Here is a 12993-nt window from a genome sequence, read left to right as displayed (position 1 = left end):
CGGATGTGGCCCCGTCACCCCCTCAGGCGAGCGTTCGGATTGCGAAGCGCCGAGTCGGTCGCGGCTGGGAACGCGGCCGGTTCCAGTCGACCAGAGGCTCACCTGCTGCGCAACAGTGACCGATCGGATTGTGCACCCTGCACACATTGCACACCCATTCGGTGATCGCTTCTTGTCGTCCTGATCATTCGGATCGATCGCTTCGGCGGGAAGCGGACTCGACAACCGCCTCGAACGCGTCGACGATCAACGCCACCAGGGCGTCCAATTCGACATCCGGTGATTCGAAGAAGGCCTCCGCGGTGCGATCGAGAAATCCCGTCCACCCGGAGATCGCAGCACCGACGAGCGCGGGCCTGCCGAAGCGCGCTCTCGACCCCGGCCTCGCCGAACTCTTCCTCGCGGACCACGCCCAGGTACAGCGCACGGTGGTCTCGCAGAAATTCGATATGCCGTCGAACGAAGCCCTCGAGCCGAGTCCGTACGGTCTGCTCCTCGGGCTGCGGTCCCTGAGCCTGGGCCAACTTGCCCAGCACATGAGCCGATCGAGACGACTGCACCCGAACGTCCCCGGATCGACCGAACTGCGGGCCGACATCGCGGCGGCGATACCTCTCGTCCGGCCCGACGGCCATGTCGCCTGGCGCGCCACTGATTCCGATGCGCAGGCGCGCGACTCTCTGTCAAGCTTCCTGCACACGCAATGGGGTCGCTACTACACCGAGACGGTCTGAAACCCACTCGATCGCAACCTCGTTCCCACGGTCGATACCGCGACTATTGCGGCCGCGAGGACTGCAGTCCACCCGACAGTGGCGTCGGTCAGCTCGCCGGACAAACGTCCCTGTGCCAGCCACCCCAGCCCCCACACGATCGACAGCGTCGGGGCGATCGCGCCGCTCGAATACCGGACCAACAACACTCCGACTGCCGCTGCCACAACCAGCACGACGACCGCCCAAACCCTCGCACCGTCGGTGATTCCCAGGCTTACCAACCACGCCGAGATATTCGCGATGGTGGCCACACACACCCACCCCAGATAGAGACCCATGGTGCCGTCGGTGATCACCGCATCGGCGAGACCCTCCGGTGTGCGCTGCTGCAACAGCACGAACACACGGACGAGAACGGCGAGCAACGCGACGATGACCACCACACTGAGCCACACCTGCCCGAGCTGAATTGCGAGAATCCACGCCGCATTGAGCAGCATCGACGCGACGATCGGCGCGCGCAAGGCGTCGTGCCGCGCAGTTCGGCCCGGCAGGAACTGCCAGACGGCGTAGACGATCAGGCCCGTGTAGATCACCGACCAGATGGAGAACGCCGGGCCCGCGGGTGCCACCAACGTCGAGGTAGCGCTCAACGCCCCGCCTGCGGCCTCGGCAATGGGCGTCCCGATCCACGCTCCCGAACCCAGAAACGACACGACCACGGCCGCCACGGCACTGACCATTACCACTGTCTTCATGGGTGAACAGATCCCCGGAATGATTCTGGCGCAAACCGGCGAGAGCTCGATTCTGGTAAACACACGTTGTGCACATCTCCGCTCGCTCACTGTCTGCTGCTGCCCTCTGCTGCGTCGTGGCGGCCGCCGGAGTGGGCTGCAGTTCCACACCGGAGTCCGCGCCGACGCCATCCGACACGTCCACCCCACCGGCTCCTCGGTACGACCTGACGGGGACGCCCGGCACCGTTCTCGAATCCGAGGACTTCGGCGAGCGATCCACCGAGCTCGCCGATACCGATGCCACGCTGTACCGAGTGGTCTACGAATCGACATCGGGTGTCGACAATTCCCCCACCGCGGTATCGGGTGTGGTCGCCGTACCGGCGGGCACACCGCCGGAAGGGGGTTGGCCGATCGTCGTCTACGGGCACGGCACCACCGGAGTGCAGGCCGATTGCGGCCCCACCCTGTACCCGGATCTGCTCGGCTATCAATTCGCCGTGGAGGACTTCACCGCGCTCGGTTACGTGACCGTGTTGCCCGACTACCAAGGTCTGGGCACCGGCGGTGGCACCCACCCGTATCTCGAGCCGCGCACCTCCGGCCACAACATGATCGACGCCGCCCGCGCCGCCCACAACGCGTTGCCCGACACGTCCACGCGCTGGGCTGCCGTCGGCCTCTCGCAGGGCGGCCAAGCAGCATGGGCTGCAAACGAACTCGCCGCATCCTACGGCCAAGGCTTGGATCTGGTGGCGTCGGTGTCGCTGTCTCCGCCGACAGACCTCACGCCCCTGGTTCGGTCCGGGATGGACGGAACACTGACCAGGCCGCAGAAAGAACTGTTGCCGTACCTGCTCTACGGCGCACAGCAGGTGGACCCGACGGTCGATCCGAAGGACTACAGCGGCAGCGTCGCCGAGGCCAACAGCGAACTCCTGCTCACCTGCCAAGGCGGAGACACCGACGCCAAGGAGAGCGCCGTACAGGCGATGGCCCCTGACGAGTTCGCCGCCGACTCCGAGCAAGCCGAGCAGAAGCTGCTCGACCTCGTCGGACGCTACACACTCCCGCAGGTGCCGACCCAGTTCCCGATGTTCGTGGCCTACGGTGCGCAGGACGACATCGTGCTACCGCAGTGGACTGCCGCCGGCGTCGAAAGGGCTTGCGCTCTGGGAGATCCGATCGTCGCTCAAGAGCAGCCCGAACAGGGCCACGATGTCAGCGACAAGGCAGCCATGGAATTTCTCGCGGCCGAGTTCGCCGGCCAATCGGTGCCGAGCACATGCTGATGGGCGGCTCCGATTCGGCGCGGATCACCGAGTACATCCATGACGGTCTGGTGTTCGACGTCATCGACCAGGGACCTCTCGACGGCCCGGTTGTGGTGCTGCTGCACGGCTTTCCCGAACGGGCGGCATCGTGGTCGGCGGTGATGTCCATACTCAACGAGGCCGGATACCGCACTGTCGCACCGGACCAGCGCGGCTACTCGCCGCGGGCCCGGCCCAGGAGTCGGTGGGACTACCGCGTCGGCGCATTGGTGGGTGACGTCGTCGCCCTGATCGACGCCATCGGCCGCCCGGTCCATCTGGCCGGGCACGACTGGGGAGCGATGGTCGCCTGGGTCACCGCGGGCCGGCACCCGGAGCTGGTGTCCTCACTGACTGCGTTCTCGGTTCCGCATCCTGGTGCCATGATGACGGCTCTGCTCGGCTCGAAGCAGATTCTGCACTCCTGGTACTTCGCGTTCTTCCAGTTGCCGATACTGCCCGAGAAATGGATGACACGACCGGGACGCAACGCCGAAAGATGGTACGAGAAGAGCGGAATGACCGAATCCGAGCTGGAAACTACGCAGGCGGACATAATCGACTACGGGGCACTGCCTTTCGCGGTCACCTGGTATCGGGGAATACCGTTCTCGAGTCCCGGCATCGGACGCCTGCGCATCACCGTGCCCACCTCGATGGTCTGGAGCGACGGTGACATCTTCATCGGCCGGTCAGCCGTCGAGCGGACCCAACGGTACGTCGACGCGACATACACGATGACGGTGCTGCCCGGCGTCTCGCACTGGATCCCGACACATGCACCGGATGCGGCTGCCGCCGCCGTGCGGTCGAGTGCCTCCCATGACGCTTGATCCCGCCGCTGCCGTCGGCATGCTCACCGAGCTGGTCACTCAGCGCACTGTCTCCGGCGACCCGAAGCCCCAGCGCTCGGCGATGGATGCCGTCGTATCCGTTCTGAACGCGCGCACGGCCGCGATCACCGTCGACGGGGATCGAGACGGCCCGCATCCGTGGCTGTTGATCACCAATGACGCCCACCCGAAAGCGCAGCGGCTGATGTTCGCCTGCCACGTCGATACCGTTCCAGCGGGCGATCTTTCGAATTGGCAGTTCGATCCGTTCGCCGCCGATGTGGAGAACGGCGTGTTGCGTGGCCGGGGTACATCCGATATGAAGGCGGGCCTGGTGGCGGCAACGGCCGCTGTGCTCGACGCATTCGAAGGCGGCGTTCCCGCGGCACTGTTGCTCACCAGCGACGAGGAGATCGGCTCGCTCGGAGCTCTCGCCGCGCGGCACGCCGTCGAGGAGTGCTCGGTGGGCGCGGTCGTCGTACCCGAAGCAACAGGCAACCGAGTACACCTGGGGCATCGCGGTGCACTGTGGCTCGATATCACCACCAAAGGCGTTGCTGCACATGGCAGTACACCCCAGCGCGGCGAAAGTGCCATCATGAAGCTCGTCGACGTCCTGGCTCGAGCACGTGACGAGCTCCCCGTGGCGACCGACGCATTCCTGGGCACCGAGACGTTCAATGTGGGTTTGATCGACGGCGGGTCCGCCCCCAACATCGTTCCCGATACCGCGCACGTCGTCGTCGATCATCGAACTGTCGGCGACGGCTCGGAACTGCTGTCGTGGTGGCGCGAGCAACCCGAGGTCGATCGGGTCGACGCTCGAATCGACCTGCCGGGAGTCCGGACCGACGGCGGCAATATCTGGATCTCCGAATTGCCGCATTCCGTTGCGCGCGAGCCGGTCACCTATTTCACCGACGCCTCGATCATCGCTGCAGCCGCTCCGGGCGCACCGATCGTCGTATGGGGCCCGGGCACACCGGCCCTGATGCACGCCGCAGACGAGACAGTGGCTATCGACGAGCTCGATGCAGCGATCGCCGCCTACAGTGCGGTGACTCGGGCCTGGCCGACCGTCGATTGACGGATCACCAACTCCGGCTGCAGAGCGATGTGTGCGGTCCCGGTCTCGTCACTGTTCATCGCCTGATCCAGCAGCCGAGTAGCCTCCGCCGCGATGCGCTCCTGCGGCTGACGGATGGTGGTCAACGGCGGATTACTCAACGCCGAGAACGGAATATCGTCGAATCCGGTCACCATGACATCGGCCGGAACCGACAGCCCGAGCGCCTGACAACTCTGCAGGACACCGAGCGCGATCAGGTCGTCTGCGCACACCACCGCATCGGGTCGTGACGTGGCCTCGAGTATCGACCGGGACGACTCGCGTCCCCAGTCGATCGAGTAGTCACCCAACAGCGTCCACTCGTCTCGGGTCTCGATACCGACCCGCTGTGCATGTCGAAAGAACCCAGCTCGCCGCAACTCTGTCGACGAGTTCGTCAACTCGGAGCTGATGAAGGCAGCACTCCGAACTTCCAGCGCAACGAGGTGATCCATCAGTAGGGCCTGTGCGGCGTCGTCGTCGACGCCGACCCAGTCGGTGTGGGTGTCGAGCGCGAAGCGGTCGAGCTGAACGACAGGAATGGCACGCGCGGACGTGCGCACGGCCTCGGCGGACCGCTCGCCGTGGCACGGGCTGATGATGATGCCGTCGACCTGACGCGATACCAGACTGCGCAGCCGTTGTGCTTCGACGTCCGGATCGGATCGAGAATCGCAGAGGAACAACTGCAGTCCACGCTGCGAGAGGACGTGTTCGACGTTGACGACGAGCGAGGTGAAGAACGGGTTGGCGATGCTCGGCACCACCATCCCGATGGTGTCGGTCCTGTTGCGGCGCAGAGAGCTAGCGATGATGTTGCCCGAATAGCCGAGCTCCTCGGCTGCCTGCCGGATGGTCGCGGCGACGTCCTCCGAGACTGGACGTGAGCCCGAGAGCGCCCTGGACACTGTGGCCGTCGAAACGCCCGCGCGCTCCGCAACGTCGCGAATGGTTGCTTTACGCATCCGACTCCTACTCTCACTGTGGACCCGAGGCTATCGAACCGTTCGGTCGCTTGCGGCGCTGTTTACACAATAGAGGTAATCGTTTACATAAACGAATTGAGAATTCCTTGACACGGACCGGTGTCGATCCCTTACGGTGCATACATACAAGGCAATCGATTACATCGCCTGTCGCCGAGGTCTACACCCGAGGAGCCCCCTACGTGAGCACGTCCCCGTCGGACCGAAACCCAGCCCCCTCGCTGGGTGTCTTTCCGAGCAAGCCGTCGGCACTGGCCGAGATGTTCGCCTCGACACCGGCGCTCATCGGTGCCATCCACCTGCCCGCACTGCCTGGCAGCCCGCACTACAAGGGCCGGCCGGTCGACGAGATCTCCGAGTTCGCCCTGGCCGAGGCACACGCCTACATCGACAACGGGTTCGATGGCGTGATCGTCGAGAACCATTGGGACATACCCTTTCTCAAGCCGGGCGAACACGGTTACGAAACCGCGGCCAGCATGGGTGTCGTGACTGCCGCCGTCGTCGGCGATTTCGGCAGCCGCGTCGGCGTGAGCATCCTGTCCAATGCCGGTGAATGCGGCGTGGCCGCAGCATGGGCGGCAGGCGCAAGCTTCGTCCGGGTCAACCAGTGGGCCAACGCCTATATCGCCAACGAGGGATTCATCGAGGGCCAGGCCGCCAGAACCACGCGCTTCCGGCACCGTATCGGTGCCGACCCCGTCAAGATCTTCGCGGATGTGCACGTCAAACACGGTGCGCACGCCATTGTGGCAGACCGCACCATCGCAGAACAGACCGAGGACGCCGAGTTCTTCGACGCCGATGTCCTCATCGCCACCGGTTCACGCACGGGCGACGCCGCCTCCGTGGACGAGGTCTCGGTGATCAAGAACAACACCACACTCCCCGTCATCATCGGATCCGGCATCACCGCCGCCAACGTGGGCGAGCTGATGAAGGAATGCGACGGGGCCATCATCGCCTCCTCGGTGAAGGACAACGCCCGCTGGTGGGGTCGCGTCGCAGGCGAGAAGGTCCGCGCCGTCGCCACCGCCGCAGGGAAGTAGCAGATGATCGTCTTCTTCGGCTACGCCAACAACGATGTGACGGTTCACGTTCCCCATGTACCGGTACTCGGAGAGCGGGTGCAGGCAACCGCCATCGACGCCATCGACGGCGGCATGACCGCAAACGCCGCGGTCGCTGCAGCCCGCATGGGTGCCCGCGTCGCCTTCGCCGGCGCAGTCGGCCCCGATGCCAGGTCCAGCGAATTCCTCGCCGGCCTCGAACGCGACGGAGTCGATACCAGCTGGTCACCGCGCGATGCATTTCTCTCCACCGCAGTCGTTCTCATCGCCGACGGTGGCGACCGTTCGATCATCAGCCAGGACGATCCCAACGACACTCGACGCCTGGCCTCCGTCCTGACCACGCTCTCCGCCGACGGCGGACGGCTGTTCGTCGACGGCTACCGAGCGGCGATGCTCCCACCCGAGCTACCCGACAATGTCAGCCTGGCCATCGACCTCGACGGATGCGACGATCGCGATGCCGCATTGCATGCCTTCGCCCTCGCCGATCACGTCATCGTCGGACGCAGCCTGTGGCAGAACAGCTTCGGCATAGACGCCGAACGGTGGTCGACGCTGACCGCCCAGTACGACACCCACCTCGTCGTCACCGACGGCGAACACGGGTGGACGCTGGTGACACCCTCGGGTGAGACGATCACCGAACCCGCTGTACCGGTCGACGTCGTCGACGCCGTCGGTGCCGGAGACTGCTTCTGCGGCACCTACATCGCCTTCATCGACGCAGGCGAACCCCCGGCTCGGGCAGCCCGACTCGCCGGAGTCTCGGCAGCTCTGGCCTGCGCGACCGCCGGACCACGCGGATGCCCCAGCATCACCGAACTGAACAATTTCACCGCCACCCCCGCCACTGTCGACCTTCAGGAGATCCGATGATCAAACGCGCACTCCCCCTCGTTCTCGGTGCAGCACTCGCCCTCACCCTCACGTCCTGCGACTCCGCCTCCACCAGCGACACCACGGGCGGCACTGACTCGGCCGCGTCCTCCATTCCTGGGCCTTCTCGGGTCGCTGACACGTGCGAGGGCAAGACCGGCAGCCTCAAGGTCGGCCTGGTGACGATCAATCTGCAGGCACTGTTCTTCAACCAGATCAACAGCGCTGCACAGAGGGTGGCCGACGAAGCCGGCGTCGACCTCCAGATCATCAGCGGCAACGACGATTCCGTCACGCAGGCCAATGCCTTCGACAACCTCATCGCCTCCGATGTCGACGCCATCATCGTCGCCGCGATCGACACCGACGGCATCAAGCCCTCCGTCGCCAAGGCCGCCGCGGCCGGAATCCCGGTGGTGGCCGTCGATGCCATCGTCGATGCACCTGGTATCTCGACCCAGGTGGGCACTGCGAACGCCGAGGGAGGTGCTCAGATCGGCGACAAGCTGGCCGAGCTCGCGAACGACACCGGGACCGTCGGCATCGTCAGTGCGCTCAACAGCACCATCCAGCTCGAACGCCAGAAGGGCTTCACCGACACCGTCACCGCCGCCGGCATGACCGTGGGAACCGTGGTCGACGGCCGCAACATTCAGGAAAACGCGCAGACCGCAGCGGAGAACCTACTCACCGGCAACCCGGACATGGAGTACGTCTATGCCACCGGCGAACCCGCGCTGATCGGCCTGGTCGCCGCAGTGAACAGCCAAAACGCACAGGACCGAATCAAGGCCGTCGGCTGGGACCTGTCGGATCAAGCCGTCGCTGCACTGCAGGCGGGTTGGCTCGAAGGCGTCGTACAGCAGAACACCTTCGAGTTCGGATACGAAGCAATGAACTCCGCCATCGACCTGAGCTGCGGAGGCACCGTGCCCGCAGACATTCCGGTCCCGACGCAGATAGTCACCCCAGCCAACGTTGGCGACTACATGTACTACCTGGAGAAGTAGCTCTATGGCACAACATGATCCGACCACACCACTGATCGAACTATCGGGAATCACCAAATCGTACGGCCCGGTGAAATCGTTGCAGGGAGTCGATCTTCGGCTCTCCCGCGGCGAAGTACTCGGAGTCGTCGGAGACAACGGCGCCGGCAAGTCGACGCTCATGAAAATCCTTGCCGGCGCCGTTCAACACGACGGTGGTGAGATGCGAGTCAACGGACAACCGGTTCGTTTCTCGACGCCACTGGATGCACAACAGCAGAAGATCGGGATCGTCTATCAGGACCTGGCGTTGTGCGACACCCTCGACGTCGCGAGCAACCTGTTTCTCGGACGGGAACCTCGCAAAGGACCGTTCCTGGACCGTCACGGCATGCACGAACGCGCCGCGAAGATCCTCGCGGACCTGCACGTGAAGGTGAAGTCCACGTACCAGGAGATCGGACAACTCTCGGGCGGACAGCGGCAGACGGTCGCCATCGCCCGCGCCGTGTCGTTCCGACCCGACGTGTTGATCCTCGACGAACCGACCGCCGCACTGGCTGTCGCCGAAGTGGAATCAGTGCTCAAACTGATCACGGACGTTGCCGCCCAAGGCGTCGGCGTCATTCTGGTGACGCACCGCCTGCAGGATCTGTTCCGAGTCTGCGACCGCATCACCGTCATGTACGAGGGGCAGAGCGTGGACGACGAACCGATCGGGGATCTGAACATCGAGTCGCTCGTCGGCTTGATCACTCGCACTCCGGTTCCCCAGCGTTCACCGTCCACGACGGAAGGCCGACCATGATCACTGTCGACAAGACCGCCCAGCCGAGCGTCACGAAACTCGCTGCGCGGCCCTCACTGTGGCAGCAAACCAACAAGCCGACGCTGGCCATGCTGGCGGTCACGGTGGCGGTCGCCATCGTCTTCTCGGTCACGACGTCGTCGTTCCTGACGTTCACCAACATTTCCAACCTCGCGACGCAGATCGCACCGGTCCTGATCATCGCCGTCGCGATGACGTTCGTGATCACCACCGGCCAGATCGACCTCTCCGTCGGTGCAACAGTCGCCTTCGTCGCCGCAATGAGCGCCGAACTCATCTCTGCCGGCGTCGACTCCTCGGTCGTTTTCGTCGCAGCACCGCTGATGGGCGCGGCATGGGGACTGGTCAACGGTTGGCTCGCGGCGTATCAAGGTATTCCGCCGTTCATCGTCACCCTCGCCACGCTGTCCATCATCCGCGGCATCGCGCTGTATCGAACCGAAGGCTTCTCTGTTCCCATTCCCCCGAGCACTGCCTTCGCGAAACTCGGGACCGCATCCTGGCTGGGATTCTCGGCGAGTGCTTGGGTTGCGCTGGCCGTGGTGATCATCGGCGCAGTCACTCTGGGCCGCACCCGTTTCGGCCGCTACGTCACTGGCATCGGCTCCAACGTCGAGTCCGTTCGACGCTCCGGTGTCAACACCCGCCGAGTGCTGATGATGACGCTGGTGTTCACCGGTCTGGCTGCCGGTATCGCCGGCCTGCTCATCGCCGCACGGCTCGGATCCGGCTCCGCCAACTCCGCCAACGGTTTCGAACTCACCGTCATCACAGCGGTTGTACTCGGCGGCACCAACCTGTTCGGCGGGCGGGGCACTGTGATCGGTACTGTGATCGGTGCCGTTCTCACCGGCATCATCGCCAACGGACTGACCCTGCTGGGTGTCAGCCCCTTCCTGACCCCCATCATCACCGGAATCGTTCTGCTCGTGGCCATCTGGATCAACATGCGTGGGCAGTCGCTGGCGTCGCTGTTCAAGCACCTACAGAACGCACCGGGTAGACAGTGATAGTCCAGACGGTCACCGGATCGGTCGATTCCAGCGAACTGGGGCTGGTTCTGCCGCACGAGCATCTGCACAACGATGCCTCGGTGGCCTACTCCGAATCACCCGATCCTACGGTGGCGCAGCTACTCTCCGGACCGATCTCGGCCCAGCACGCCTGGCTTCTGCACGACAACCCGTATCACAGCGCAGACAATTGCCGAGTGGACGACGCGGTGGCCGTGCTGTCCGACCTGAAAGCGTTCGCCGACAACGGTGGCTCGACGATCGTCGATCTGACACCGCCGGGGATCGGGCGTCGACCCGAGATCTTGGAACGGTACTCCCGCGAATCGGGCGTCCGAGTCGTCATGGGCTCGGGGTGGTATCTCGAGCCCACACACCCCGCCGAGGTCGCATCTCTCGGCGTCGACGATCTCGCGTCGGGGCTGATCGCCGAGTTCACCTGCAATGACGGACCGAGACCCGGCGTGATCGGAGAGATCGGGGTCTCGCCCTCGTTCACCACCGCCGAGGCGAAGGCGCTGCGCGCCGCATGCGTCGCCCAACGAGAGGTCGATGTACCCCTGTTCGTTCACCTTCCCGGCTGGCAACGGCGTGGGCACGAGGTGCTCGACATCGTCATAGACGAGATGGGTGTCGAGCCGAGTGCCGTGGTGCTCTGCCACATGGACCCGTCGGGCAATGATCCCGATTACCAATGCGCACTGGGTGATCGCGGGGTGTACCTGGAATTCGACATGATCGGCATGCCCTTCGAGTTCCCCGGCGAGGGGCAGTCTCCCTCGCCCGCCGACACCGCTCTTGCGGTCGCCGGTCTCATCGGCGGAGGGTACCGGCGGCAACTACTCCTCAGTCACGACCTGTTCCTCAAATCGATGCTCCGCGCTTTCGGCGGCAACGGTTTGGCCTACGTACCGGTCTCGTTCGCGGCACGACTGGTGCGCAGCGGAATTGATCCACAGCACGTCTCCTCGCTCATGCGAGACAACCCCAGGTCGCTCTTCGAGAGCGCCGGAAAAGGATAGAGAACCACCATGGGCAAGAAAGTTCTGATCGCCGGTGAAAGCTGGATGACCACCTCGACCCACGTCAAAGGCGTCGACGAATTCACCGTGCATTCCTACGTCGAGGGCGTCGGGCCGCTCAAAGATGCTCTGATCTCCCGCGGCCACGAGGTTGTGCACATGCCTGCGCACCTGGTACCGACCCAGTTCCCGGGCAGCGCAGAGGCCCTGGCCGCCTACGACGTCATCGTGCTCTCCGACATCGGAGCCAACTCGATTCAGCTCGCACCCAGCGTCTTCGACCGCTTTCAGGCCGGTGACGATCGACTGGTCGCGCTCCGAGACTGGGTGCACGGCGGCGGTGCGCTGATGATGATCGGCGGATACCTCTCGTTCTCGGGATTCCAGGCCCGAGCAGCGTTTCGACAGACCGCACTCGCAGACGTACTGCCGGTGACGATGCTCGCCGAGGACGATCGCGTGGAGACCCCCGGCGGCATGGTGCCCGTGGTGGTCGATGGCACGCACCCCATCGTGAGCGCAAGTGGTACCGAATGGCCCGCACTGCTGGGCTACAACAGGGTGATTGCCAAGGAGGGAGTTGCCGTACCCGCCACCATCAACGGTGATCCGCTCGTCGCGGCGGCCTCCTACGGCCAGGGTCGCTCGGCCGTCTTCACCTCCGACTGCTCGCCGCACTGGGCACCGCCGGAGTTCTGCGAGCAGTGGCCTGGATACACCGATCTGTTCGACGGCCTGATCTCGTGGTTGTCCCAGAAGTGAGTCGATCCACCGAACTGATTGCGCGGCAACAGCACAACCTCGATGCCGCGCGATCGGTCCGCTTCGTCACCGACTCGATCGACGGCACGTTGAGCGAGGACCACTTTCGGAGATACCTGGTGATCGAGGAAGCGTTCGTGCTCACCGCGGTGCGCATCCTCGGCCTCGTGGTTGCGGAATCGGAATCGCTCGACGAGGCAACCGATCACGTGATGTCGCTGTCGAACCTCGTCGGCGAACAACGCACATACTTCGCCGGGTTGCGTGCACAGTTTCCGTACGACGGTGACGCGCAGACGTTGATCCAGAACTCATCGGTGCTGTCGAACTACGCACTGGGTCTCGCTCGGCGAGAAGGCAGAGCCGCCGCTCTGGTGGCGATGTTCGCCGCGGAGACCCTGTACCTCTCCTGGTGCCGCACAGCACTCGACAACTCGGTCGATCGCGAACCGGCACTGCAGGAGTGGATCGAAATGCACACCCGCCCCGCCTTCGTGGCGCAGGTCGACGCCCTCGCCCGCGAGGTCGACCTCATGGACGGTGTGGACGATGCAACACTGGACGAGTGGTTCGCAGGGATGCTGGCCGCCGAGAACGACTTCCACAACACTGTGAGTGTATAAAGCGCTGACTCGATGGAGTACGGCGTCGTTTCACGGGCAATCGCTTGTCTTAGGAGGTCTCCCGTGCGCCACGATAGCGTCGGCAAAGGTCGTAACGTGTTGCAGAGGGG

14 protein-coding genes are annotated in these 12993 nt (G+C 64.5%); 12 read left to right on the top strand and 2 right to left on the bottom strand.

The window, feature by feature from the left end:
• Positions 1-161 precede the first annotated feature (161 nt).
• The gene (locus J1M87_RS11055) at positions 162-734 is read left to right on the top strand and encodes a hypothetical protein (RefSeq protein WP_206489568.1); all 573 of its coding nucleotides are present in this window, start codon (positions 162-164) and stop codon (positions 732-734) included.
• Here the strand turns inward: J1M87_RS11055 and J1M87_RS11050 are convergent.
• The gene (locus J1M87_RS11050; protein WP_206489567.1) at positions 716-1474 is read right to left on the bottom strand and encodes a tryptophan-rich sensory protein; all 759 of its coding nucleotides are present in this window, start codon (positions 1472-1474) and stop codon (positions 716-718) included. The genes J1M87_RS11055 and J1M87_RS11050 overlap by 19 nt on opposite strands.
• Before the next feature lie 68 nt (positions 1475-1542).
• On the opposite strand from J1M87_RS11050, the gene J1M87_RS28585 reads away from it, so the two are divergent.
• The 3 genes from J1M87_RS28585 to J1M87_RS11035 are packed head-to-tail and all read left to right on the top strand — an operon-like array spanning position 1543 to position 4689.
• The gene (locus J1M87_RS28585) at positions 1543-2748 is read left to right on the top strand and encodes a lipase family protein (protein ID WP_206489566.1); all 1206 of its coding nucleotides are present in this window, start codon (positions 1543-1545) and stop codon (positions 2746-2748) included.
• Positions 2748-3602 carry an alpha/beta fold hydrolase gene (locus tag J1M87_RS11040; RefSeq protein WP_307830779.1) on the top strand — a complete coding sequence of 285 codons (855 nt, stop codon included), beginning with the start codon at positions 2748-2750 and terminating at the stop codon, positions 3600-3602. Before J1M87_RS28585 ends, J1M87_RS11040 begins: the two co-directional genes overlap by 1 nt.
• Positions 3592-4689: a M20 family metallopeptidase gene (locus J1M87_RS11035; RefSeq protein WP_206489564.1), complete on the top strand. Its 1098-nt coding sequence runs from the start codon at positions 3592-3594 to the stop codon at positions 4687-4689. Before J1M87_RS11040 ends, J1M87_RS11035 begins: the two co-directional genes overlap by 11 nt.
• Here the strand turns inward: J1M87_RS11035 and J1M87_RS11030 are convergent.
• The gene (locus J1M87_RS11030) at positions 4650-5675 is read right to left on the bottom strand and encodes a LacI family DNA-binding transcriptional regulator (protein ID WP_206489563.1); all 1026 of its coding nucleotides are present in this window, start codon (positions 5673-5675) and stop codon (positions 4650-4652) included. The two genes, J1M87_RS11035 and J1M87_RS11030, sit on opposite strands and share 40 nt — an antisense overlap.
• 203 nt (positions 5676-5878) lie before the next feature.
• On the opposite strand from J1M87_RS11030, the gene J1M87_RS11025 reads away from it, so the two are divergent.
• Genes J1M87_RS11025 through J1M87_RS10990 form a run of 8 tightly spaced genes read left to right on the top strand, consistent with a single transcriptional unit; the run spans position 5879 to position 12883 of the window.
• Complete coding sequence (locus tag J1M87_RS11025) at positions 5879-6745, top strand: BtpA/SgcQ family protein (protein WP_307830778.1); 867 nt, start codon at positions 5879-5881, stop codon at positions 6743-6745.
• Positions 6746-6748: 3 nt separating this feature from the next.
• Positions 6749-7645, top strand: a complete 897-nt coding sequence (locus tag J1M87_RS11020; RefSeq protein WP_206489562.1) for a carbohydrate kinase family protein — start codon at positions 6749-6751, stop codon at positions 7643-7645.
• Positions 7642-8655, top strand: coding sequence for a substrate-binding domain-containing protein (locus J1M87_RS11015; protein ID WP_206489561.1), 1014 nt, complete (start codon positions 7642-7644; stop codon positions 8653-8655). The genes J1M87_RS11020 and J1M87_RS11015 overlap by 4 nt, the downstream gene beginning before the upstream one ends.
• 4 nt (positions 8656-8659) lie before the next feature.
• Positions 8660-9442, top strand: coding sequence for an ATP-binding cassette domain-containing protein (locus J1M87_RS11010; protein WP_206489560.1), 783 nt, complete (start codon positions 8660-8662; stop codon positions 9440-9442).
• On the top strand, positions 9439-10473 hold the full coding sequence (locus J1M87_RS11005) for an ABC transporter permease (protein ID WP_206489559.1): 1035 nt from the start codon (positions 9439-9441) through the stop codon (positions 10471-10473). Before J1M87_RS11010 ends, J1M87_RS11005 begins: the two co-directional genes overlap by 4 nt.
• Positions 10470-11498, top strand: a complete 1029-nt coding sequence (locus tag J1M87_RS11000) for a phosphotriesterase (RefSeq protein ID WP_206489558.1) — start codon at positions 10470-10472, stop codon at positions 11496-11498. The genes J1M87_RS11005 and J1M87_RS11000 overlap by 4 nt, the downstream gene beginning before the upstream one ends.
• A 9-nt stretch (positions 11499-11507) precedes the next feature.
• On the top strand, positions 11508-12260 hold the full coding sequence (locus J1M87_RS10995) for a glutamine amidotransferase (RefSeq protein WP_206489557.1): 753 nt from the start codon (positions 11508-11510) through the stop codon (positions 12258-12260).
• Positions 12257-12883, top strand: a complete 627-nt coding sequence (locus J1M87_RS10990) for a TenA family protein (protein WP_206489556.1) — start codon at positions 12257-12259, stop codon at positions 12881-12883. Before J1M87_RS10995 ends, J1M87_RS10990 begins: the two co-directional genes overlap by 4 nt.
• Positions 12884-12993: the final 110 nt, after the last annotated feature.

Origin of the sequence: Rhodococcus sp. KRD162 (genome assembly GCF_017168335.1) — a bacterium.
GTDB lineage: Bacteria > Actinomycetota > Actinomycetes > Mycobacteriales > Mycobacteriaceae > Rhodococcoides.
Note: the sequence above shows the minus strand (reverse complement) of the source record. Positions and strands in the feature narration are given on the sequence as shown.

Excerpts from the sequence above, each read along its gene's own strand:
- J1M87_RS11050 (WP_206489567.1), bottom strand. The coding sequence starts at position 1,474 with ATGAAGACAGTGGTAATGGTCAGTGCCGTGGCGGCCGTGGTCGTGTCG.
- J1M87_RS10995 (WP_206489557.1), top strand. The coding sequence starts at position 11,508 with ATGGGCAAGAAAGTTCTGATCGCCGGTGAAAGCTGGATGACCACCTCG.
- J1M87_RS11005 (WP_206489559.1), top strand. The coding sequence starts at position 9,439 with ATGATCACTGTCGACAAGACCGCCCAGCCGAGCGTCACGAAACTCGCT.
- J1M87_RS11010 (WP_206489560.1), top strand. The coding sequence starts at position 8,660 with ATGGCACAACATGATCCGACCACACCACTGATCGAACTATCGGGAATC.
- J1M87_RS11035 (WP_206489564.1), top strand. The coding sequence starts at position 3,592 with ATGACGCTTGATCCCGCCGCTGCCGTCGGCATGCTCACCGAGCTGGTC.
- J1M87_RS11030 (WP_206489563.1), bottom strand. The coding sequence starts at position 5,675 with ATGCGTAAAGCAACCATTCGCGACGTTGCGGAGCGCGCGGGCGTTTCG.
- J1M87_RS11015 (WP_206489561.1), top strand. The coding sequence starts at position 7,642 with ATGATCAAACGCGCACTCCCCCTCGTTCTCGGTGCAGCACTCGCCCTC.
- J1M87_RS11020 (WP_206489562.1), top strand. The coding sequence starts at position 6,749 with ATGATCGTCTTCTTCGGCTACGCCAACAACGATGTGACGGTTCACGTT.
- J1M87_RS11040 (WP_307830779.1), top strand. The coding sequence starts at position 2,748 with ATGGGCGGCTCCGATTCGGCGCGGATCACCGAGTACATCCATGACGGT.